Here is a 21582-nt window from a genome sequence, read left to right on the forward strand (position 1 = left end):
TCGGTTTTTCTTATAGGTCGATTTCGAATTATCGTATTTATTGCAGATTCCCGTCGCTACCATCGAGTGAACCGGTCGTTTCGGTTCACGGGGATGCGCGCGATACGCGGCTGCGGATGTCCGTGAGGTTGCTTCCCTTCTTTCCGACAAGGACATTGAATGAAAATCGGCTCGATATTCCGCCAAGGCTTTCCCGGCATGCTGCTGGCCGCGTCGATGATTCCCGGTGACGCATCGGCCGCGCCGTCGCTCGCGGGGACGTGGACGCTGGTCGCGGCGGACGTACAACATCCCGACGGCACGATCGGCCGCGACTACGGTGCCGATCCGACGGGCCTGCTGCTGATCGACGCGCACGGGAACTACTCGCTGCAGATCTTCAAGTCGGAACGCCCGCGCTTCGCGTCGAACGACAAGGCGACCGGCACGCCGGAGGAATTCCGTGACGCCGTGCTCGGTTCGAGTACCCACTACGGCACGCTGAGCGTCGATCCCGCGAACCACACGCTGGCGTTTCACATCAGCAATGCGTCGTACCCGAACTGGGCCGGGCAAACGCAGACGCGAACCTATCAATTGAAGGACGGCGAGCTGAGCTACCGCGTTCCGCCGCGTGCCAACGGCGACATTCCGATCTCGGTGTGGCGGCGAAAGGATTGAACCGGGAGGCCGTTCGATACGTGACGCATGCGGCCGTGAGGCCGTGATCGCGGCCGTTCCGGCACGCGCCGCGTAGCCGGCGCCACACGCCGTTTCCGCCGGCCCGCGCAAGCCGCAGCGACCGGCCCGGCGAGCCGGATCAGAGGCCGCGGCTTCTCGTGCCTCCCCCACCGGTATTCCTCCGTCAGCCCTGTCCGCATATCATTCGCACATCGCGCACCTGCCGGCCGCAGGCGCCGCCGCTTCCGACGCGGCGGTGCGTCTGCCTGCACGGCGCAGCACACAGGGATTCTCGATGGACACCAAACGATCGCGGCCGGGCCTCGTCGCCGCGCTGCTCTGGGCGGCGCTGTATCTCGCGACCGGCTATATCTCGCACGAGTTCAACGGCCCCGTCCGGCTGACGGGCTATATCTGGCTGCCGGCCGGCGTGACGGTCGGCGCGTTCATGCTGCGGCCGATGCGCGAATGGCTGACGCTGGCCGGCGCGTTCCTGGCCGGGCAACTCGCGCTGACCGGCATCGAACACGGCAGTCTGGTCAACGCGGTGCTGTTCACGGTCGACGAGGTCGGCGCCGCCGCGCTCGCGGTGTGGCTCGTCCAGCGCGTGCGGTTCTCGCTCGAAGGGCTGTATTTCCTGCGCTCGGTGATCCTCGCCGGCCTGATCGCGGGCGTGATCGGCGCGATCGGCGGCGCGGCGTGGTACACGGCGGTCAAGGGCGCGCCGTTCCTCGACGTGTGGTCGGTGTGGGCCGCGTCCGATTTCGTCGGCGTGCTGCTGGTCACGCCGGTGCTCGCGTCATGGTCGCGCTTTCGCGCGCACCGCTCGGGCGACCACGAGCGCTTCGACCTGGTACTCGGCATCGTCGCGTTCGCGCTGCTCGTGATCGGCGCACTCGTGATCTTCGACGGCGACACGTCGAAGAAATTCGGCACGGGCGCCGGCTTTGCGCTGACGTATATCCCGCTGTTCCTGACCGTCGCGGTGACGCTGCTGCTCGGCGGCCGCGCGGGTTCGTCGTCGGTGCTGGTGCTCGCGCTGATCGTGATCGAGCAGACCGCGCAGGGCGACGGCCCGTTCGCGTCGTTCCATGAGCACTACGGCAGTTCGCTGCTCGAGGCGCAGCTTTACCTGGCGGTCGCGTCGCTGCTGGTGCTGACGGTGAGCACGCTGAAGACGACGCGCGAGCGCGTGCACGAGCATGCGGCGGTCCTGCAGAACAACATGGAGCTCGCGCTCGCGAGCGCCGGCCAGATCGCGTATGTGCTCGATCCGGAATCGGGGCGGATCGAGTGGAGCGGCGACGTCGAGCGCGTGTTCGGTGTCGGCGTCGACGCGGCGCAGATCGCGAGCGTGTCGCTCGTGCTCGAACGTGTGCAGCCGGGCGACCGCGATGCGTTGAGCGACTACTGGAACGCGGAGATCGCCGGCGAGGATCGTGCGTCGCTGTCGCTGCGTATCGTGCAGCGCGACGGCGGCACGCAGACAATCACCGATCACGGCGCACCGTTGCTCGACTCGAATGTCGACGTGACGGTGGTGGCCGGCGTCTGGCAGCTCGAGCGCGTGTGGCCGGCGGACGAATGAGCGGGGACGCGTCATGACGGGGCGCACGGGCGTCCTGCTGATCCACGGGCTCGGCGGCACGCAATACGATCTCGGTTCGCTGCACAAGGCGGTGCGGCGCGCGGGCGGCGATACGCACATGATCACGCTGCCGGGGCACGGCACGCGCCCCGAGGATCTGGTCGGCGTGCGCGCGGAGGCATGGCTCGACGCGGTGACCGAGCAGTATCGCGCGCTGGAGAACGAGTACGACACCGTGCATGTCGCGGGCATGTGCATGGGCGCGCTGGTCGCGCTGCTGCTGTGCCATCGCGTGCAGCATGCGCGCGGCCGGCTCGCGCTGCTGGCCACGCCGATGTTCATCGACGGTTGGTCGACGCCGTGGTACCGGGCGTTGCGGCATGTGCTGTATCGCGTGCCGGGTGTCGCGGAGCGGATGCGCGTCGAGGAAGGCGATCCGTTCGGCATCAAGAACGCGACGATCCGCGCGATCGTGAAGAAGAAGTTCGAGCGCGAGGACAGTTTCCACTATGCGTGGGTGCCGCTCGCGTGCGTGCGCCAGGTCGACCGGATGCGCGACTGGGCGCTCGAGGCGGCAGCCGGCACGCCGTGCGCGACGCTCGTGCTGCATGCGCGCGAGGACGAGCTGACGAGCCTGCGCTCGGCGGATTTCCTGCTCGCGAAGATGCCCGACGCGCGCGGGATCGTGCTGGAGAACAGCTACCACATGATCTGCGCGGACAACGATCGCGACGACGTCGCGCGCCACGTGCTCGAATTCTTCGGGTTCGATCCGGTGCATGCGGTCAGCCCGGCGATGGCGCGCAGGATGGGGCGGATGGCGCCGTGACGAGGGCTTACGCCGCTTCCGGAGGATGCGCGATCCGCGCCCGGATCTCGGGCGACGCAAGACACGTGGCAACCGCTTCGTAGCCGGGTGAGCCGGGGTAAGGCGCCACGCGCGAAGGCGGACTGTGATTGGCCGGGCACAGGATGATCGCTTCATGCGGGCCGACCGCCGACAGGTCGAGGATCGCCGACGAACGCGTCAGCAGGAACAGCGGCCGCATCCCGGCGGCGGCCTGTTCGCGCAGACGGGCAATCAGTGCCTGTTGCGTGGGGCGATCGAGATCCTGTTCGATCATGTCGACGACCCGTGTGCGCGGGCCTTCGGCTTCGAGGGCGACGAGCAGCGCGGTCAGCGCCGCCGACGGCGTCGCGCCTCGGGCGGCGAGCGCTGCCGATGCACGGTCGACGCGCGACTTCAATGCAGGATCGGTGCGCAGCATGTCGCGTGCCGCCGCACCGTCGTTCTCTAGCCGGTCGAGGCCGACGAACGCGGCGCCGGGCAGCGCGTCGGCGAGCCGGAGCGCCAGCCGCGTCTTGCCGCTGCCGAGCGGGCCGATGATGTAGTTCAGCGGCCGGATGTCGCGACACTCGAACCACTCGCCGCCCCACGGCCACGGCAGGCTGAATGCCACGCCGGCGCGGCTGTCGTCGACGAGCCGGGTCAGTTCGCCGTCGGCCGGCATCCGGCCGCGCGCGAGGCCGGCGCGGATTGCGCGTACGCGATCGACCTTGCGCACGAGATCCTGAATGCCGTGGTCCAGCGCCGCTTCGTGAGCGGCCAGTGCGTCGTCGAGGCTGCGCGCGTCGCCGTCGAGCACGCTTGCCACCTGCGCGAGACTGAGGCCGAGCGCGCGCAGCGCGACGATGTCGGCCGCGCGGGCGAGATCGTCCGGGCCGTACGCACGGTACCCGGCCGGCGTGCGTTCCGGCGTGACGAGGCCGTGCCGCTCGTACAGCCGCAACGCCTTGATCGAGACGCCGAGCCGCGCGGCGGCGGCCGACGCGTTCAAACGGGGCGTGGACGTGCTCATCCGTCACCTCTCCTTGCTGTCGATTCGTTGCGCCCAGCATAAAGGCGATCCCAAGGGCCGGGTCAAGCGAGCGGGCATGTGCGATACACACAATGTGTCGGCGCGGCGGCGGCTCCTTTCTCGCCGCGCCGCGCATCTGGGAGAATGCGGCTGCGGCCGTGCCGATTCACGGCCGGCGCCGACACGGCGCAGGATCCGACAGGTGGGAAATTGACCGACAACGAAGAACTTTCGCTCCACCAGGAGCGCCGCTTCTGGCAGCTTGCGCCGGTGAAATGGTGGATTCGCGGGCATGGCCGCGACGGCTATTCGTTCCGGCTGCTGCTGTGGCCGCCGGTGATCGTGTTCGTGCTCGAATTCATCTGCATGATCTTCGATGCGCTATACACCAGCATCGGCATCAGCGCGGTCGCGACGCTGTTCCTCGGCTTCGCCGGATACCATGGCGCGCAGCGCGAATGGCTGGTGCCGTCCGCGACCACACGCGCGCTCGTGAAGGCACGCATGAAGAAGGCGGCCGAGCGGTTCTCGTCGCTCGGCGTGGGCGCGACCGTGCTCGCGATCTTCGTCGCCGCGACGTCGCTGTCGCTCGTGATGTCGGGTCAGCCGGTGCTGGACAGCGTATCGAAGGACGCCGTGTCGATCTTCATCGCGCTGGTGTTCCTGCCGGTGTACGTGTCCGGCGCGGTGCGCAAGCTGGCGATCGCTCGGATCGAGGAACTGGAGGCGCTGCGCAACGCGACCGTCGGCACCCGCCTGAAATTCGACCGGGCCGGCGCGGTGCGCGCGGTCGTCGTGCAGGGCGCGGCCGGGAAAGGGACGGTGTCCGTGCTGGAGTACACGGTGCTCGGGTTCAACCCGCCGCTCGAACAGGTCGGGCGCGAACCGCACGTGGCGCGGTAAAGGCGGGCGCCAGGTCGGCCGTAAAGGCGATGCCTCAGGCCGGAAAGCGCTCGTGTTCCGGCGCCGGCGTGAGGTTGTCGGGCCACTGCACTTCGAACAGCGTGCCGCCCGTGCGGCTCGGCATGCAGACAGCTTCGCCATGATGCGCATGGGCGATCGCCGCGACGACGGCGAGCCCGAGGCCGCTGCCGCCCGGCTGCGTGTCGTCGGCGCGCCGGAAGGCCTTGAACACGTGCGGCGCGAAATCGGCCGGGATGCCGGGGCCGTCGTCCCCGACGCGCAACCGGCACATCCCTTGTTCGATGCGCGTCTGGATGCGGATCGCGCCGGGCACCGCATGGCGGCGCGCGTTTTCCAGCAGCGCCAGCAGCGCCTGGCGGATGCGCACCGGGTCGCAACGCATGCGCCGCGTGTCGAGATCGAGCACCGGATGCTGGCCGGCGGCCCGCAGCGCCGGCTCGAACATGTCGACCACCGCACGCGCATCCGCCGCGAGATCGGTGTCGCGGATCTCGATGCTCAGGTGGCCGCTGTCCGCGAGGCTGACCACGCGCAGATCCTCGATCAGCCGCGTCAGCCCTTCGACCTGCCCGAGCAGGCTGCGGAACTGCGCTTCGTCGGGGGTGAACACGCCTTCGGCGAGCCCCTGCAGGCGCCCGCGCAGCACCGTGACGGGCGTGCGCAGCTCGTGCGCGATCGCCGCGTTCCAGAGCGCCTGCTCGTTGGTCACGCGCTGCAGTTCGCTGGCGAGCGCGTTGAAGTTGTCGGCGAGCAGCGCGGCTTCGTGCAGCGAACGGTCGCCCGCGACGGCGCGTGCGTCGAGATCGCCGCGCGCGACGCGGCGAATGCTTTCGGTGACCGAATTGAGCGGCACGAGGATGCGTCGCGCGAGATTGACCGCGACCGCGACCGACAGCGCGAGGCCGACCGCCGTGGTCGCGATCAGCCAGGCCCATTCCGGCCCGGTCGGCAGCAGGTTCTTCGTGTTGAAATGCGCGGACCAGTAATTGAACGCGATGTAGTAGAAGACGGTGGCGGTGAGCACTATCAGCACGGTCACGCCGAACACCATGCCTGCCATGGTCAGCGCGATCTGCCGGCTCAGGCCGTCGAGCTTCATGCTCAGCTCCAGAGCTTGTAGCCGACGCCGCGCACGCTGACCGGCACGCCCTGCACGCCGAGGTCGTCCAGCTTCTTGCGCAGCTTGCTGACGTGGCTGTCCACCGTGCGTTCCAGCGCGTCGCCTTCCGGCAGGCAGGTGGCCATCAGCTCGGCGCGGCTGAACACGCGCCGCGGCGCGCGCGCGAGTTGCGCGAGCAGCTTGAATTCGGTGAGCGTCAGGACGAGCGTGTGCCGTTCGCTGCCCACTTCGAGCGTGGCTTCGTGGTGTTCGAGATCGATCTCGAACGGCGCGACCCGCAGCACGCGCTGTTCTTCCTGGCGCGCGCCGGCCATCGAGCGGCGCAGCACCGCCTGCGCGCGCGCCACGACTTCGGCGGGATTGAACGGCTTCACCACGTAGTCGTCGGCGCCGATGCGCAGGCCGGTGAGCTTGTCGATGTCCTGGTCGAGCGCGGTCAGCATGATGACGGGCGTGTCGCCGCGATGACGGATTTCGGCGAGCACCTTCCAGCCGTCGACGTGCGGCATCTGCACATCGAGCAGCACGAGGTCGGGCTTGAGCTGCAGGTGCAGTTCCAGTGCGCGGCGGCCGTCGGCGGCGTGCACGGTGCGCAGGCCGCCGCGCGCGAGATAGGCGGTCAGGATCTCGGCGATCTCGGGTTCGTCCTCGGCGATGAGGACGAGCGCCTGGGCGTTCTGGCCGGCGCCGGGCGATGAAGAAAATTCGGGCATGGCCACTCGTTCAGATCCATCAGGGGGTTCCGTCAGGTCGCCATACTACCGCACGGCCGGCGCAATCGAACGGAGGCGGGGGGACAGCGCGGCGCGACGCGATTCGCGCCTGGCCGACGGATGTCCCGCCCTTGCCTGCGTTTGTAAAGAAGCTACGGCGTCGGACTCAGATGTGACCCAGCAGCACGAGTATCACGACGATGACGACGATCAACCCGACCGAGCCCGACGGCCAGTAGCCCCAGCTTCGGCTGTGCGGCCACGCCGGAAATGCCCCGATGAGCAGCAGAATCAGAATGATGATGAGGATCGTACCGAGCATCGCACCCCTCCTGACGTCGTGAATGGACGGTGCCTCCCGCCGCAATTCGCGTGCCGCGGCGGGGGCGGGCGAAAGCCGGCGCAAGCGCACGGTTGGAATGCCTGAAATTCACCCGATGAATACCGGCCGATTCAGAAAATAAAGTTTGAAAATGCATCCCCGCCCCCTATGCTGAATCCTTCTGATCTGGCGGGCATGCGATGGCTGAACTTTTTCTGGTACGGCACGGGCAGGCTTCCTTCGGCACGGACGACTACGACCGGCTTTCCGCGGCGGGCGAGCAGCAGGGCGTCTGGCTCGGCGAATACTTTGCACAGCAAGGCCTAGCGTTCGACCGCGTGATCTGCGGCACGATGAACCGCCACGCGCAGACGGTCGACGCGATCCTGCGCGGGATGGGCTGCGAGGGCGCGGCGATCGACCGCCATCCCGGCCTGAACGAATACGACTTCCACGGTCTGTTCGCCGCCGCCGCGCACGACTACCCGGACATCGCCCGCCTCGCGGCCGGCTCGATGAAGGCGCATTTCCGCGCGCTGCGGCAGGTGCTGCAGCTCTGGTCGGAAGACAAGCTCGGCGATTCGGCCCCCGAGACCTGGGCGCACTTCCAGCAGCGCGTGGCCGATGCCCGCGCGGCCATCCGCCACGGCGGCGGCCAGCGCGTGCTGACGGTGAGCTCCGGCGGCCCGATCGCGGTCACCGTGCAGCAGGTGCTGGCCGCCCCGCCGTCGAGCGCGATCGCGCTGAACCTGCAGATCCGCAACAGCAGCCTTTCGCAGTTTTTCTTCAACGCCGATGCATTCCACCTCGCGTCGTTCAACGGCATCCCGCATCTGGAGGATCCCGAACGACACGCGCTGCGAACCTACGGCTGACCCACGAACGATCGCGACGATGACGAACCCTACCCAGCAACTCGACGTAGCCCGCCTCACGCGCTATCTGGAAGCGCACGTGCCGGGTTTCGAAGGCCCGGTCGACACGGAGAAGTTTGCCGGCGGCCAGTCGAATCCGACTTTCCTGCTGCATGCGAAGAGCGGCCGCTACGTGCTGCGCCGCCAGCCGCCGGGCGAACTGCTGAAATCCGCGCACGCGGTCGACCGCGAATTCCGCGTGCTGAGCGCGCTGTCGGGCACCGCGGTGCCGGTCGCGCATCCGTATCACCTCTGCGAAGACCGCGACGTGATCGGCAGCCTGTTCTACGTGATGAGCTTCGAGGACGGCCGGATCTTCTGGGATCCCGCGCTGCCGGAGCTGCCGAAGGCCGATCGCGCGGTGTGCTACGACGCCTTGCTGCAGACGATGGCCGCGTTGCACGACGTCGATGTCGACGCGGTGGGCCTCGCCGACTACGGCCGCCCCGGCAACTACTTCGAACGCCAGATCGGCGTCTGGACGAAGCAGTACCGCGCGGCGGAAACGGAGCGCCTCGACGCGATGGAGACGCTGATCGACTGGCTGCCGAAGGCGTGCCCGGCCGACACGGGCCGGCCGACGCTGGTGCATGGCGATTTCCGGATCGACAACCTGATGTTCGCGCGCGACAGCTATCGCGTGCAGGCCGTGCTCGACTGGGAACTGTCGACCCTCGGCAACCCGCTCGCCGATCTCGCGTACTTCTGCATGTGCCTGCGATTGCCGTCGGGCGGGCAGGTGCGCGGGCTCGCGGGCCAGGATCGCGCGGAACTCGGCATTCCCGACGAAGCGGCGATCGTTGCGCGTTATTGCGAGCTGCGCGGCATCGAGCCGATCCGCGACTGGCATTTCTACCTCGCATTCAGTTTCTTCCGGCTCGCGGCGATCGCGCAGGGCGTGAAGGCGCGCGCGCTGCAGGGCAACGCATCGAGCGAGCAGGCGCTGCGCGTCGGCGCGATGGCCGGGCGTCTCGCCGAGATGGCCGTCGGCGTGATCGACGCGCATCGCTGACCGCGCCGGGTACGACACCACATCAATGGAGGAGCACAGCAACATGGCAACGAATCTGTTCGACCTGACGGGCAAGATCGCACTGGTGACGGGCGCGAGCCGCGGCATCGGCGAGGAAATCGCGAAACTGCTCGCGGAGCAGGGCGCGCACGTGATCGTGTCGAGCCGCAAGCTCGACGACTGCCAGGCCGTGGCCGACGCGATCGTCGCGGCGGGCGGCCGCGCCGAGGCGCTGGCCTGCCACGTCGGGCGCCTGGAAGACATCGCCGCGACGTTCGAGCATATCCGCGGCAAGCACGGGCGGCTCGACATCCTCGTGAACAACGCGGCCGCGAACCCGTATTTCGGGCACATCCTCGATACCGATCTCGCCGCTTACGACAAGACGGTCGACGTGAACATCCGCGGCTACTTCTTCATGTCGGTCGAGGCCGGCAAGCTGATGAAGGAACACGGCGGCGGCGCGATCGTCAACACGGCGTCGGTGAATGCGCTGCAGCCGGGCGACCGGCAGGGCATCTACTCGATCACGAAGGCGGCCGTCGTCAACATGACGAAGGCGTTCGCGAAGGAATGCGGGCCGTTCGGCATCCGCGTGAACGCGCTGCTGCCGGGGCTCACGAAGACGAAGTTCGCGGGCGCGCTGTTCGCCGACAAGGACATCTACGAGACGTGGAAGGCGAAGATCCCGCTGCGCCGCCACGCGGAACCGCGCGAAATGGCCGGCACCGTGCTGTACCTCGTGTCGGACGCGGCGAGCTACACGAACGGCGAATGCATCGTCGTCGACGGCGGCCTGACGATCTGAGCGCGCGATGAAGATCGACAGCTACGCCGGCCAGGCCGTGATGATCACCGGTGCCGCGAGCGGCTTCGGCGCGTTGCTCGCGAGCGAGCTCGCCGCGATGGGCGCGCGGCTGGCGCTCGGCGACCTGAACGGCGAGGCGCTCGAACGCGTGGCCGCGCCGCTGCGCGCGGCCGGCGCCGACGTGATCGCGCGGCGCTGCGACGTGCGTGCCGAAGCGGACGTCGCCGCGCTGGTGCACGCGGCGGCCGAGCGTTTCGGCCGGCTCGACGTGGGCATCAACAATGCGGGCATCGCGCCGCCGATGAAGGCGCTGATCGACACCGACGAAGCCGATCTCGACCTGAGCTTCGCGGTGAACACGAAGGGCGTGTTCTTCGGGATGAAGCACCAGATCCGCCAGATGCTCGCGCAGCGCGAAGGCGTGATCCTGAACGTCGCGTCGATGGCCGGGCTCGGCGGCGCGCCGAAGCTGGCCGCCTACGCGGCGTCGAAGCATGCGGTGGTCGGGCTCACGAAGACGGCGGCCATCGAATACGCGCGCCACGGCATTCGCGTGAATGCGGTGTGCCCGTTCTACAGCACGACGCCGATGGTCACCGACAGCGATATCGGCGACCGCCAGGATTTTCTCGCGCAGGGCTCGCCGATGAAGCGGCTCGGCCGGCCCGAGGAAATCGTCGCGACGATGCTGACGCTGTGCGCGAAGGAAAACACTTATCTGACCGGGCAGGCCGTCGCCGTCGACGGCGGTGTCTCGGCCTTCTGACGGAACCGAACGAACGGAATCGAGGAGTCGATCATGGACTTTGGCTACACCCCGAAAGTGGAAGAACTGCGCAGCCGCGTGCGCGCATTCATGGATGCGCACATCGTGCCGCGCATCCGCCAGTGGAACGAGGAAGTGCACGCGGGCCAGTATCCCGTGTCGTTCATGGAGGAACTGAAGGAGCGCGCGAAGGCGGAAGGGCTGTGGAACCTGTTCCTGCCGCACCTGAAGGACGACGAGCCCGGCACGGGCCTGACGAACCTCGAATACGCACCGCTCGCCGAGATCATGGGGCGCGTGGGCTGGGCGTCGGAAGTGTTCAACTGCAACGCGCCGGACACCGGCAACATGGAGCTGCTGCACATGTTCGCGACGCCCGGGCAGCGCGAGCAGTGGCTGAAGCCGCTGCTGCGCGGCGAGATCCGTTCGGCGTTCGCGATGACGGAGCCCGATGTCGCATCGTCGGATGCGACGAACATCACGACGCGCATCGAGCGCGTGGGCGACGAGTACGTGATCAACGGCCGCAAGTGGTTCATCACCAACGCCGCGCATCCGAACTGCAAGATCTTCATCGTGATGGGCAAGACCGACCCCGAGGCCGAGTCGCACCGGCAGCAGAGCATGATTCTCGTGCCGCGCGACACGCCGGGCGTGACGGTCTTGCGCAACATCACGGTGGTCAATCACTACGCGCCGGAAGGGCACTGCGAGATCACATTCGACAACGTGCGCGTGCCGGCGAGCAACCTGCTCGGTGAGGAAGGCAGCGGCTTCGCGCTCGCGCAGGCCCGCCTCGGGCCGGGCCGCATCCACCACTGCATGCGGTCGATCGGCGCCGCCGAGCTCGCGCTGGAGCTGATGGTCGACCGCGCGCAGTCGCGCGTCGCGTTCGGCAAGCCGCTGAACCGGCACGGCACGGTCGGCGAATGGATCGCGCGCTCGCGCATCGAGATCGAGCAGGCGCGCCTGCTCGTGCTGAAGGCCGCGTGGATGATCGACAAGGTCGGCGCGAAGGCCGCGCGCAAGGAAATCGCGATGATCAAGGCACTGGTGCCGACCGTGTACGCGAACGTCTGCGACCGCGCGATGCAGGTGTTCGGCGCGGCGGGGTTGAGCCCCGATACGCCGCTCGCCGACCTCTGGACCTGGGGCCGCGCGCTGCGCTTCGCCGACGGCCCGGACGAGGTGCACCTGCAGGCGATCGCGCGGATGGAAATCAAGGACGGCGTGCCGGGTTCGACGGCGCCGTACCTGACGCCGCCGCTGCGCGCCTGAGCGTCGCGCCGGGATGCGCAGGGCCGTGGACGAGCGGGTGGCGCACGCCGTAAGATGCCGGCAAGGAGATCCGGCGATGCGCCTTTCGAAGATTGACCTGAACCTGTTCGTCGTATTCGACGCGATCTACACCAAGCGCAACCTGACGCGCGCGGCCGAGGTGCTGAATCTCACGCAGCCGGCCGTCAGCAACGCGCTGGCGCGGCTGCGCAAGACCCTGAACGATCCGCTGTTCGTCAGCACGCCGGCCGGGATGATGCCGACGCCGCTGGCCGAGAACATCGTCGGCCGTGTGCGCGAGGCGATGCAGCTGCTCGATTCGAGCGCGCACGAAGGCGACGTGTTCGATCCGGCGTCGTCGACGCGCGTGTTCCGGATGAGCATGAGCGACCTGACCGAAGCGCTGCTGCTGCCCGCGCTCGGCGAACTGCTGCAGAAGCATGCGCCCGGCATGCACGTGCGCAGCTACACGATGGATCGCCGTGAAGTCGCGACCGCGCTCGCGAACGGCTCCGTCGACATCGCGATCGACGCGCCGCTGATCGGCGATCCGCACCTTCATCAGGCGCTGCTCGTGCGCGACCGCTATGCGTGCATGATCCGCGACGATCACCCGTTCAAGGGCGACACGCTCACCATGGACGACTACCTGTCGATGGGGCACATCCACGTGTCGAGCCGCCGCAAGGGCAGCGGGCACGTCGACGCGGAGCTGACGCGCCTCGGGTTGCGCCGCACCATCCAGATGCGCGTGCAGCACTACATGGTCGCGCCGCTGATCGCGATGCGCGGCGACCTGGCGCTGACGGCGCCGCTGCGGCTGCTGCAGCGGTATCCGGCGCGGATTCTCGAACTGCCGTTCGAGATGCCGGCGCTCGAATACTTCTGCTACTGGCATCGCAGCGCGGATCAGGATCAGGGCAGCCGGTGGCTGCGCGAGCAACTGGTGACGCTGATGGGCGGGATCGGCGAGCCGCGGTGAGGCGCACGCGGCGGCGGTCAGCTTCGCAATGCCCGCGCCAGCACTTTCGCCACATGCATCGCCTGCGCTTGCGCGCCGTCCTGAATCTGATGCCGGCAACTCGTGCCGTCCGCGACGACGATCGCGCCTTCGGCCCGCGCACGCACGGCCGGCAGCAGCGACAGCTCGGCCATGGCCTGCGACGCGGCGTAATGCTCGGCTTCATAGCCGAAGCTGCCGGCCATCCCGCAGCACGACGATTCGACCGGCGTTACCTTGAGCCCCGGAATCCAGCGCAGCACCGTCTGCACCGGCGTGAACGCGCCGAACGCCTTCTGATGGCAGTGGCCGTGCACGAGCGCTTCGTTCGCATCGATCGCGTGCAGCGGCAGCGACAACCGGCCGGCCTCGTGTTCGCGGACGAGAAACTCTTCGAACAGGAACGCGTGGCTCGCGAGCCGTGTGGCTTCGTCGCCGTAACCGTAGGCAAGAAACTCGTCGCGCATCGACAGCAGGCACGAAGGCTCCAGCCCGACGATCGCGACACCGCGTTCGAGGTACGGCTGCAGCGCATCGAGCGTGCGCCTGGCCTCGAACTTCGCTTCGTCGACGAGCCCGGCCGCGAGGAACGTGCGGCCGCAGCACAGTGGCCGCGCGCCTGCGCGCACGTTGAAATGCACGGTGTAGCCGGCCGCTTCGAGCACGGCCTGCGCGGCGCGCGCGTTGTCCGGTTCCTGGTAGTTGCTGAACGTATCGACGAACAGCAGCACTTCGCGGGTGACCGAGCCGGTTTGCGAGGGCGTTGATGTCCCCGTATCCGCACCCACATCCGCCAGAAACGGTCGCGCGAACCCGGGCAGCGCACGCTGCGGCGCGAGGCCGATCCATCGCTTGATCGACGACGCGACGACCGGCACGCCATTGACGAACGCGATCGCGCCGCGCATGCGCGCGGCCCACGGCGCATAACGCGGCAGATACGCGACGAGCCGTTCACGCAGTGTCGTGCCGTGCTTGCGGTTCCACGCATGCCGCGCCTCGATCTTGAAGCGCGCCATGTCGACGCCCGTCGGACAGTCGCGTTTGCAGCCCTTGCACGACACGCACAGGTCGAGCGCGGCCTTCACGTCGTCGCCGGCGAGGCCGTCGGCGCCGAGCTGGCCCGTCACCGCGAGCCGCAGCGTGTTCGCACGGCCGCGCGTCACGTGCTGTTCGTCGCGCGTCACGCGGTAGCTCGGGCACATCGTGCCCGCGTCGAACTTGCGGCAGTGGCCGTTGTTGTTGCACATCTCGACGGCCGACGCGAGCCCGTGCGTGATGTCGGTGCCCGAGCCGGGGGCGGTTTCTTCGCCGGTCAGCGGATTGCGCGCGACGTTCCAGGCCGACCAGTCGAGCGCGGGCCGCAGCGGCAGCGCCGCATAGCCGGGCGCGAAACGGAAATGCTCGCGCGCATCCATCTTCGGCGGATTGACGATCTTGTCCGGGTTGAAGCGGTTGTCGGGATCGAACAGCGTCTTGATCTCCGCGAACGCCGCATTCAGGCGCGGGCCGTACTGCCACGCGACCCATTCGCCGCGGCACAGCCCGTCGCCGTGTTCACCCGAATACGCGCCCTTGTACTCGCGCACGAGTGCCGCCGCTTCTTCGGCGATCTCGCGCATGCGCGTCGCGCCGTCGCGCCGCATGTCGAGGATCGGCCGCACGTGCAGCGTGCCGACGCTCGCATGCGCGTACCACGTGCCTTCGGTCTCATGCCTGTGGAACACGTCGGTCAGGCGGCGCGTGTATTCCGCGAGGTGTTCGAGCGGCACCGCGCAATCCTCGATGAACGACACCGGCTTGCCGTCGCCCTTCATGCTCATCATGATGTTCAGCCCGGCCTTGCGTACCTCCCACAGCGCCTTCTGCGCGCCGGCGTCGGTCATCTTCACGACGCTGCCGGGCAGGCCGAGATCGGCCATCAGTTCGGCGAGCCGGTCGAGCTGCGCGTGTTGCGCGTCGCGCGATTCGCCCGCGAACTCGACGAGCAGGATCGCCTGCGGCTGGCCGACCAGCGCCTGTTCGATCACGGGCCGGAACGCCGGGTTCTCCATCGACAGGTCGATCATCGTGCGATCGACCAGCTCGACGGCCACCGGCTTCAGTTTCACGATGTGCTGCGCGGTGTCCATCGCCTGGTAGAAGGTCGGGAAGTTCACGACACCGAGCGTCTTGTGCGCGGGCAGCGGCGCGAGCTTCAGCGTGATCTGCCGGCTATGGGCGAGCGTGCCTTCCGAGCCGACGAGCAGGTGCGCGAGATTCGCATGGCCGTCGTCGGTGTAAGCGCGCGGGTTCTGGCAGTCGAACAGGTCGAGGTTGTAGCCGGCCACGCGGCGCAGCACCTTCGGCACGCGCTCGACGATCTCGTCGCGCTCGCGCTTCGCGATGCGTTCGACACCGTGCAGCAGCTCGAGCGTGCGGCGATCGGTGACGGGCTGCGCGAGCGACCCGAACCGGCATTCGCTGCCGTCGGCGAGGATCGCGTCGATCGCGAGCACGTTGTGCACCATGTTGCCGTACTCGATCGAGCGCGACCCGCACGAGTTGTTGCCGGCCATCCCGCCGATCGTGCATTGCGCGGCCGTCGACACGTCGACCGGAAACCACAGCCCGTGCGGTTTCAGCCATGCGTTCAGGTGGTCGAGCACGATGCCGGGCTCGACGGTGACGGTGCGCGCCTGCGCATCGAATGCGACGATCCGGTTCAGCCATTTGCTGTTGTCGACGACGAGCGCCTCGCCGACCGTCTGCCCGCACTGGCTGGTGCCGGCGCCGCGTGCGAGCACGGGAATCTTGCGGTCGCGTGCGATGTCGAGCGCGATCCGCAGGTCGTCCTGGTCGCGCGGCACGACCACGCCGAGCGGCATGATCTGGTAGATCGACGCGTCGGTCGCATAACGACCGCGGCTCGCGCGATCGGCGTGGACGTCGCCGCGCATTTCGCGCCGCAGCCGCTCGAACAGCGGCGACAGCGCGGCGCCTTGCGACGGCACGAGATGGACAGGGCGAACCAGCGAAGGCGAGACGGCGGATGTCATGGCGGCGGTCGGTATCGGGTGGGAACGGATCGGGCGAGGATCGGATGAGGGATCAGGCGAGCGTGACGCTGACGGGCGGCAGCCCCGCGATGCGGCCGACGGCCGTGCCCGCGGCCCGCGGAAAATGCATGCCCGTGTACGAGCCGGTCGTGACGACGGTGCCGGCCGGCAGCGCGATGCCGCGCCGCGATGCGTGATTCACGAGCCACGGCAGCAGACGGCGCGGGTCGCCGGCCGGGTTGGTGCCAGGTGCGGTGCCGGCGATGTCGTGCCCGTCGAACGTGAACGCCGGGGCCGGCGCGGCGAACGGGAAATCGGCGCGATAGCCGGTCATCTCGCCCAGCACGAGCGCACCGTGGTTCTGCAGGTCGGCGAGCTGGGCGGCAGGCGCGACGTCCGGCCATTCGCGGAAGCGGCTCGCGACGATCTCGATCGCGGCGCCCATCTGCGCGATACCGTCGAACACTTCATCGTCGGCATAGGCGGGCGCATGCGGCGCGAAGTCGCGGCCGAAGCGAAACGCGATCTCCAGTTCGAGGCCGAGCGGCCGGAACGCGCCGCGCGGCAGCGTGACGCCGCTCGCATGGCGGCAGTCGTCCGGCAGCGACGCGCCCTGGATCGGCCCGTCGGGCTGTTTCGCACCGACCTTCCACGCGCCGATCGCGGCGCGGCGCTCGGCGAGCAGTTGCGCCTGCACCGCATAGGCAGCGTCGGCATCGGCGGGGACGAGGGCTGAAGGCAGCGCGGCGAACGCGATGCCGTGTTGCCAGCCGGCGGCGAGCCGGACGGCGAGGTCGTGGGTAGCCTGGGTCATCGTTGCAGTCGGGGAAAAGGCGGGCGCCGCGGGCGGCAGCGCCCCGTTGGCATCAGGCCGGCGAGCGATTGGCGGCCGGTTGTTCGGCGGGTGCGTCGGCGAAGCGGCTTTCCGGCTGCATGCGGAACGCGAGCAGCACGCCCACGCCCATCAGCACCATGCTGCCGATGAACGGCAGCTCCCAGCTGCCGAAGCGGTCGATCACGAAGCCGGAGATCACGGGCGACAGGATCGCCGCGAGCGCGGAGCCGGAATTCATCATCCCGCTCGCGGTGCCCGAGTATTCCGGCGCGATGTCCATCGGCACGGCCCACATCGGGCCGATCGTCATTTCGGCGAAGAAGAAGCCGGCCGCGAGGCACGCCATCGACACGTACAGGTGATGCGTGAACAGCAGCGGCAACAGCGACAGCAGCGTGAGCAGCATGCAGATCGACACCATCCAGCTGCGCGCGCGCTTGAGGCTGCCGGTGCGCGCGAGGATGCGGTCGGTGACGATCCCGCCGAGCGTGTCGCCGATCACGCCCGCGAAGAACACCGCCGACGCGAACACCGCCGATTTCTTCAGGTCGAGGTCGTAGCTGTGCAGGAAGTACTGCGGAATCCAGCTCAGGAACAGCCACAGCGTCCAGCCGTAGCAGAAGTACACGATCGTGACGGGCATCATCCGGCGGAACAACGGGCCCCAGGGCACGGCGGCGGGTTTCGGCTTCGGTTGCGGCAGCGCGTCGAGTTCGGCCTGCGTGATGCGCGGGTGGTCCTTCGGGTGTTCGGTATAGACGAGCGCCCACACCGCGACCCACACGATGCTGATCACGCCGCAGATATAGAACGATTCGCGCCACCCGTACACGGCCATCACCGCGACGACGGCAGCCGGCGCGACCGCGTTGCCGACGCGCGAGAACGCATGCGTGATGCCCTGCGCGAAGCCGCGTTTCTCGCGCGGCACCCAGCGCGACATCGCCGACGTGGCCGCCGGGAACGTCGCGCCTTCGCCGAGCCCGAGCAGCAGGCGCGCGGCGAGCAGCGACGCGAGGCCGCCGGCCATCCCGGTGAGCAGCGTCGCGACGGCCCACAGCAGCCCGCAGGCGAGCAGCGTGCGGCGCGCGCCGAAGCGGTCGCTGACCCAGCCGCCGATGATCTGGAATACGAGATACGGATACGCGAACGCGGAGAACACGAGGCCGATCTCCGTCCTGTTCAGCCCGAATTCCTTGCCGAACCCGGCAGCGGCCGTGCTCACGTTCACGCGATCGAGGTACGTGATGAAGTACATCACGCACAGCATCACCAGCACGATGCCGGTCGCTCGGAACAGCTTCATGTTTCGTCTCCTGGATGTTGTCTGGCTTGCTGCCCGTGCCGGCGTCGAGGCCGGCATCGAGATGGGTCGTGCCGATGAAGCGGGGCGGGCGCCGGCAGCGGCCGTTGCGTGTCGCGACGACCGCGCGGCCGCCCGTGAAGCGGAAAGGGCGCGTCAGGCGGCGTGCGGGAAACGTGCGCGCCGCCCGCCGGCGCTCAGGCCGCCGCGCGCAGCGCGGGGGCGTGCGTGTTCGATGCGAGGGTGTCCATCGCCGCGACGACGCCGCTCGCGGCAACCGGCACGCCGGCGAGCTTCAGCCCCATCTCGCAGCCGGCGAGCGTGGCCATCAGCGTGAGGTCGTTGCAGTCGCCGAGATGGCCGATGCGGAACATCTTGCCGCGCATCTTGCCGAGCGCCTGCCCGAGCGACATGTCGAAGCGTTCGTAGATCAGCTTGCGCACGGCGTCCGCGTCGACGCCGTCGGGCATCATCACGCCGGTCAGCACGGGGCTGTAGACGGCCGGGTCCGCGCACTGGATCTCGAGGCCCCACGCGCGCACCGCGCGGCGCGTGGCTTCCGCGAGCCGCTGGTGGCGCGCGAACACCGCGTCGAGCCCTTCGCCGAGGATCATGTCGAGCGCTTCGGCGAGCCCGTACAGCAGGTTGGTGTTCGGCGTGTACGGCCAGTAGCCGTTCCTGTTCGCCTCGATGATCTCGTGCCAGCCCCAGAACGCGCGCGGCAGCGTCGCGTGCCCGCTCGCCGCGAGCGCCTTCGGCGACACCGCGTTGAAGCTGATGCCGGGCGGCAGCATCAGCCCTTTCTGCGAACCCGACACCGTCACGTCGACGCCCCATTCGTCATGGCGGTAGTCGGCGGACGCGAGCCCCGAGATCGTGTCGACCATCAGCAGCGCCGGGTGGCCGGCCGCGTCGATCGCGCGGCGCACGGCCGCGATGTCGGAGGTGACGCCGGTGGAGGTTTCGTTGTGCACCACGCACACCGCCTTGATGGCGTGCGTGGTATCGGCGCGCAGGCGCGCCTCGATCATGTCGGGCTGCACGCCGCGGCGCCAGCCTTCGATGCCCGGCAGCCCGAGGAATTCGGGCTTCAGGCCGAGCGCGTCGGCCATCTTCTTCCACAGCGTCGCGAAGTGGCCGGTCTCGTACATCAGCACGGTGTCGCCGGCGCTCAGCGTGTTGGTCAGCGCGGCCTCCCATGCACCGGTACCCGACGCCGGATAGATGATCACCGGCTGCGTGGTCTTGAAGATCTTCCTGATGCCGGCGAGCACCTTGAGGCCGAGCGCGCCGAATTCGGGGCCACGGTGGTCGATGGTCGGATAGCTCATCGCCCGCAGGATGCGGTCGGGCACCGGGCTCGGCCCCGGAATCTGCAGGAAATGGCGGCCGGACGGATGAAAGTCGAGTTGCGGCATGGTTGTTCTGTCTCCTTGGTTGAATTTTGAATTTTGCATGCAAAATACTTTAGCAGAGCGATCGCGGCAAACCCAAGGACTGATTTCGCCGAAAATGCCGGTGTTTACCCGGCGTTGGCGGGGAGATATTCGGGTCGGGCGAGTTGAAGTAGAATCGCGTGAAGCAAGAAGGAAGGATTTTGCATGCAAGATTTGAATGATCTGGAGCAGGCCGGCGGCGCGCCGGCACTGCCGAAACTGGAGCGGCAGCGGCTGCACGACACGGTCGTCGAGCACCTGCGCAAATTCATCGTCGAAGGCGTGCTCGCGCCGGGCATGCGGCTGAACGAGCGCGAGCTGTGCGAGACGCTCGGCATCTCGCGCACGCCGCTGCGCGAGGCATTCAAGGTGCTGGCGGCCGAGGGGTTGCTGGTGCTGTCGCCGAATCGCGGCGCGAGCGTGTACCGGATGAGCGAATCGGAGATCCGCGAGACGTTCGAGCTGATGTCGGGGCTGGAGGCGTTTTCAGGCGAGCTGGCCTGCGAGCGCATCACGCAAGCGGAGCTCGCGGAGATCAAGGCGCTGCATTACTCGATGCTCGCGTGCCGGCTGCAAAACGACCTGCCCGGCTACTACAGCCGCAACCAGGAAATCCATGACCGCATCAACGAGGCCGCGCGCAACTCGGCGCTGCGCGCCACGTACCAGTCGATCAATCGCCGGATCATGTCGATGCGGTTCCGCTCGAACCAGCACGTCGAGAAATGGGATCGCGCGGTGCACGATCACGAGGAGATGATCAAGGCGCTGGAGGCGCGCGACGGCAAGGCGCTCGCGGCGATCCTGCGGCGGCATCTGCTGGAGAAGCGCGACGCGGTGTTGTTGCAGCAGGGGGCTGTGGACGCGTAGTCGTACGTCGCACGCGAACGGTCATCGCGTCGTGCGGGCAGGCCGCGCCGCTACATCGCCGCCCGCTGCCCCTCTCTCGGCCCGTGCCCCGTCCACCGCTTGAACGCGCGCCTGAAGTTGTGCGCGTCGCTGAACCCGACTTCGTGTGCAACATCCTCGATCGACAGCCGCGGATTGCTCAGCAGCGTGAACGCGCGTTTGCGGCGGATCGTGTCGATCACCGTCTGGTACGACACGCCCTGGTCGGCGAGCCGCCGTCGCAGCGTGCGCTCGCTCATGCACAGCTGCGCGGCGATCTCGGCGAGCGACGGCGCATGCCGCAGGTCGCGCCGCATGATCCGTTCGATCGATTCGAGAAATTCGGTGCCTTCGGGTTCGGGCGGCAGCGCGTCCTGCAGGAATTCGAGCACCTGGCGATGCGCGAGCGGATCGTGGGTCGCGATCGGGCGGTTGCCGAGCGCGGCGTCGCACGAAAACAGGTTCTGCTCCTGTTCGAACCGCACCGGGCACGGGAACACGCGGGCGTATTGCTCCGCATAGGCCGGCGGCGGGTAGCTGAGATCGACGACCTTCGGCTGGAACGCGGGGCCGACGAGCGAGCGCCCGATCTTCATGAAGCTGCCGAACGCCTCCTCGACGAGGAACGCCTCGATGTCGGGCTCGAGGAAGACGTTGGTGGCGCGAACCGACAGCGTGCGCGCATCCGACATCACGTCGAAGCGCATCAGCGGCCCCGTGTGGCGCTGCAGCCCGATACCGGTCACGATCGCGTCCTTCAGCGTCGGGCTCGTCAGCATCGCATAGCCGACCAGCCCGATCGACGCGATCGTCTCGCTCGTGCCGAGTTCGAGGCCGAGCGCCCGCCCCGGCGCCATCTCGAGCGCGCGGCGGATCATCGTGCTCGCCTGGCGCAATGAAATCCGGCACGACGGATTCGACAGGTCGGCGACGTCGAAGCCGAGCCCGAGGCACAGCCGCGTGGGGTCGATGCCCAGTTCCTTGCTTGTCTCCGCGAGGCACCGCAACAGATGGACCGGCAGATTCGCCGTCGTATAACGGTCGGTATCGTCCATGGATGCTCCGTATTTTTTTCCATGGATTGTACTCGTCCCGCCCGGCCGGAGACCCGGTGCCGC

Annotated in this window: 20 protein-coding genes; 11 read left to right on the forward strand and 9 right to left on the reverse strand. The window is 68.3% G+C overall.

The features are described from left to right. Positions 1–159: 159 nt before the first annotated feature. The 3 genes from APZ15_RS25635 (at position 160) to APZ15_RS25645 (ending at position 3077) form a co-directional block, all read left to right on the forward strand. Positions 160–660: a lipocalin-like domain-containing protein gene (locus APZ15_RS25635; RefSeq protein ID WP_027790066.1), complete on the forward strand. Its 501-nt coding sequence runs from the start codon at positions 160–162 to the stop codon at positions 658–660. Positions 661–955: 295 nt separating this feature from the next. Next, positions 956–2248: an MASE1 domain-containing protein gene (locus APZ15_RS25640; RefSeq protein ID WP_027790065.1), complete on the forward strand. Its 1293-nt coding sequence runs from the start codon at positions 956–958 to the stop codon at positions 2246–2248. 13 nt (positions 2249–2261) lie between these two features. Further along, positions 2262–3077 (forward strand): alpha/beta hydrolase, encoded by an 816-nt coding sequence (locus tag APZ15_RS25645; RefSeq protein WP_027790064.1) that lies wholly within the window; start codon positions 2262–2264, stop codon positions 3075–3077. 7 nt (positions 3078–3084) lie between these two features. Here APZ15_RS25645 and APZ15_RS25650 read toward each other — a convergent pair whose 3' ends face one another. Continuing rightward, positions 3085–4107: a MerR family transcriptional regulator gene (locus APZ15_RS25650; RefSeq protein ID WP_027790063.1), complete on the reverse strand. Its 1023-nt coding sequence runs from the start codon at positions 4105–4107 to the stop codon at positions 3085–3087. Positions 4108–4317: 210 nt separating this feature from the next. On the opposite strand from APZ15_RS25650, the gene APZ15_RS25655 reads away from it, so the two are divergent. Next, entirely contained in the window at positions 4318–5010 is a 693-nt protein-coding gene (locus APZ15_RS25655; RefSeq protein ID WP_027790062.1) for a hypothetical protein, read from the forward strand. 34 nt (positions 5011–5044) lie between these two features. On the opposite strand, the gene APZ15_RS25660 is transcribed toward APZ15_RS25655, so the two are convergent. The 3 genes from APZ15_RS25660 to APZ15_RS39845 form a co-directional block, all read right to left on the reverse strand. Then, complete coding sequence (locus APZ15_RS25660; protein WP_027790061.1) at positions 5045–6130, reverse strand: ATP-binding protein; 1086 nt, start codon at positions 6128–6130, stop codon at positions 5045–5047. Between the two features lie 2 nt (positions 6131–6132). Further along, positions 6133–6864, reverse strand: a complete 732-nt coding sequence (locus APZ15_RS25665) for a response regulator (RefSeq protein ID WP_027790060.1) — start codon at positions 6862–6864, stop codon at positions 6133–6135. Positions 6865–7030: 166 nt separating this feature from the next. After that, positions 7031–7186 carry a DUF3309 family protein gene (locus APZ15_RS39845; RefSeq protein WP_021158044.1) on the reverse strand — a complete coding sequence of 52 codons (156 nt, stop codon included), beginning with the start codon at positions 7184–7186 and terminating at the stop codon, positions 7031–7033. A gap of 200 nt (positions 7187–7386) precedes the next feature. Between APZ15_RS39845 and APZ15_RS25670 the strand changes: the two genes are divergently transcribed. From APZ15_RS25670 to APZ15_RS25695, 6 genes are all read left to right on the forward strand, one after another. After that, on the forward strand, positions 7387–8061 hold the full coding sequence (locus APZ15_RS25670; RefSeq protein WP_027790059.1) for a histidine phosphatase family protein: 675 nt from the start codon (positions 7387–7389) through the stop codon (positions 8059–8061). 19 nt (positions 8062–8080) lie between these two features. Next, complete coding sequence (locus tag APZ15_RS25675; RefSeq protein ID WP_027790058.1) at positions 8081–9112, forward strand: phosphotransferase; 1032 nt, start codon at positions 8081–8083, stop codon at positions 9110–9112. Between the two features lie 43 nt (positions 9113–9155). Further along, complete coding sequence (locus tag APZ15_RS25680) at positions 9156–9920, forward strand: SDR family oxidoreductase (RefSeq protein WP_027790057.1); 765 nt, start codon at positions 9156–9158, stop codon at positions 9918–9920. Positions 9921–9927: 7 nt separating this feature from the next. Beyond that, positions 9928–10686: an SDR family NAD(P)-dependent oxidoreductase gene (locus APZ15_RS25685; RefSeq protein WP_027790056.1), complete on the forward strand. Its 759-nt coding sequence runs from the start codon at positions 9928–9930 to the stop codon at positions 10684–10686. 33 nt (positions 10687–10719) lie between these two features. After that, entirely contained in the window at positions 10720–11964 is a 1245-nt protein-coding gene (locus tag APZ15_RS25690) for an acyl-CoA dehydrogenase family protein (RefSeq protein WP_027790055.1), read from the forward strand. 76 nt (positions 11965–12040) lie between these two features. Beyond that, complete coding sequence (locus APZ15_RS25695) at positions 12041–12946, forward strand: LysR family transcriptional regulator (protein ID WP_027790054.1); 906 nt, start codon at positions 12041–12043, stop codon at positions 12944–12946. Positions 12947–12963: 17 nt separating this feature from the next. On the opposite strand, the gene APZ15_RS25700 is transcribed toward APZ15_RS25695, so the two are convergent. The 4 genes from APZ15_RS25700 to APZ15_RS25715 all read right to left on the reverse strand — a co-directional run bounded on the left by APZ15_RS25700 (position 12964) and on the right by APZ15_RS25715 (position 19558). Continuing rightward, positions 12964–16002: an FAD-binding and (Fe-S)-binding domain-containing protein gene (locus APZ15_RS25700; RefSeq protein ID WP_027790053.1), complete on the reverse strand. Its 3039-nt coding sequence runs from the start codon at positions 16000–16002 to the stop codon at positions 12964–12966. A gap of 52 nt (positions 16003–16054) precedes the next feature. Further along, positions 16055–16816: a 2-keto-4-pentenoate hydratase gene (locus APZ15_RS25705; protein ID WP_027790052.1), complete on the reverse strand. Its 762-nt coding sequence runs from the start codon at positions 16814–16816 to the stop codon at positions 16055–16057. Positions 16817–16868: 52 nt separating this feature from the next. Next, positions 16869–18143 (reverse strand): MFS transporter, encoded by a 1275-nt coding sequence (locus APZ15_RS25710; RefSeq protein ID WP_027790051.1) that lies wholly within the window; start codon positions 18141–18143, stop codon positions 16869–16871. Between the two features lie 194 nt (positions 18144–18337). Then, the gene (locus tag APZ15_RS25715) at positions 18338–19558 is read right to left on the reverse strand and encodes a pyridoxal-phosphate-dependent aminotransferase family protein (RefSeq protein WP_027790050.1); all 1221 of its coding nucleotides are present in this window, start codon (positions 19556–19558) and stop codon (positions 18338–18340) included. 183 nt (positions 19559–19741) lie between these two features. Between APZ15_RS25715 and APZ15_RS25720 the strand changes: the two genes are divergently transcribed. Further along, complete coding sequence (locus APZ15_RS25720) at positions 19742–20446, forward strand: GntR family transcriptional regulator (protein WP_049098499.1); 705 nt, start codon at positions 19742–19744, stop codon at positions 20444–20446. A gap of 50 nt (positions 20447–20496) precedes the next feature. Here APZ15_RS25720 and APZ15_RS25725 read toward each other — a convergent pair whose 3' ends face one another. Continuing rightward, positions 20497–21519, reverse strand: a complete 1023-nt coding sequence (locus APZ15_RS25725; protein ID WP_027790048.1) for an AraC family transcriptional regulator — start codon at positions 21517–21519, stop codon at positions 20497–20499. Between the last annotated feature and the right edge of the window lie 63 nt (positions 21520–21582).

The organism is Burkholderia cepacia ATCC 25416 (assembly GCF_001411495.1).
Lineage (GTDB): Bacteria > Pseudomonadota > Gammaproteobacteria > Burkholderiales > Burkholderiaceae > Burkholderia > Burkholderia cepacia.

Bases quoted from the DNA above. Each gene is read 5' to 3' on its own strand.
- APZ15_RS25635 (WP_027790066.1), top strand. From the start codon at position 160: ATGAAAATCGGCTCGATATTCCGCCAAGGCTTTCCCGGCATGCTGCTG.
- APZ15_RS25640 (WP_027790065.1), top strand. From the start codon at position 956: ATGGACACCAAACGATCGCGGCCGGGCCTCGTCGCCGCGCTGCTCTGG.
- APZ15_RS25645 (WP_027790064.1), top strand. From the start codon at position 2,262: ATGACGGGGCGCACGGGCGTCCTGCTGATCCACGGGCTCGGCGGCACG.
- APZ15_RS25650 (WP_027790063.1), bottom strand. From the start codon at position 4,107: ATGAGCACGTCCACGCCCCGTTTGAACGCGTCGGCCGCCGCCGCGCGG.
- APZ15_RS25660 (WP_027790061.1), bottom strand. From the start codon at position 6,130: ATGAAGCTCGACGGCCTGAGCCGGCAGATCGCGCTGACCATGGCAGGC.
- APZ15_RS25665 (WP_027790060.1), bottom strand. From the start codon at position 6,864: ATGCCCGAATTTTCTTCATCGCCCGGCGCCGGCCAGAACGCCCAGGCG.
- APZ15_RS39845 (WP_021158044.1), bottom strand. From the start codon at position 7,186: ATGCTCGGTACGATCCTCATCATCATTCTGATTCTGCTGCTCATCGGG.
- APZ15_RS25670 (WP_027790059.1), top strand. From the start codon at position 7,387: ATGGCTGAACTTTTTCTGGTACGGCACGGGCAGGCTTCCTTCGGCACG.
- APZ15_RS25675 (WP_027790058.1), top strand. From the start codon at position 8,081: ATGACGAACCCTACCCAGCAACTCGACGTAGCCCGCCTCACGCGCTAT.
- APZ15_RS25680 (WP_027790057.1), top strand. From the start codon at position 9,156: ATGGCAACGAATCTGTTCGACCTGACGGGCAAGATCGCACTGGTGACG.
- APZ15_RS25685 (WP_027790056.1), top strand. From the start codon at position 9,928: ATGAAGATCGACAGCTACGCCGGCCAGGCCGTGATGATCACCGGTGCC.
- APZ15_RS25690 (WP_027790055.1), top strand. From the start codon at position 10,720: ATGGACTTTGGCTACACCCCGAAAGTGGAAGAACTGCGCAGCCGCGTG.
- APZ15_RS25695 (WP_027790054.1), top strand. From the start codon at position 12,041: ATGCGCCTTTCGAAGATTGACCTGAACCTGTTCGTCGTATTCGACGCG.
- APZ15_RS25700 (WP_027790053.1), bottom strand. From the start codon at position 16,002: ATGACATCCGCCGTCTCGCCTTCGCTGGTTCGCCCTGTCCATCTCGTG.
- APZ15_RS25705 (WP_027790052.1), bottom strand. From the start codon at position 16,816: ATGACCCAGGCTACCCACGACCTCGCCGTCCGGCTCGCCGCCGGCTGG.
- APZ15_RS25710 (WP_027790051.1), bottom strand. From the start codon at position 18,143: ATGAAGCTGTTCCGAGCGACCGGCATCGTGCTGGTGATGCTGTGCGTG.
- APZ15_RS25715 (WP_027790050.1), bottom strand. From the start codon at position 19,558: ATGCCGCAACTCGACTTTCATCCGTCCGGCCGCCATTTCCTGCAGATT.
- APZ15_RS25720 (WP_049098499.1), top strand. From the start codon at position 19,742: ATGCAAGATTTGAATGATCTGGAGCAGGCCGGCGGCGCGCCGGCACTG.
- APZ15_RS25725 (WP_027790048.1), bottom strand. From the start codon at position 21,519: ATGGACGATACCGACCGTTATACGACGGCGAATCTGCCGGTCCATCTG.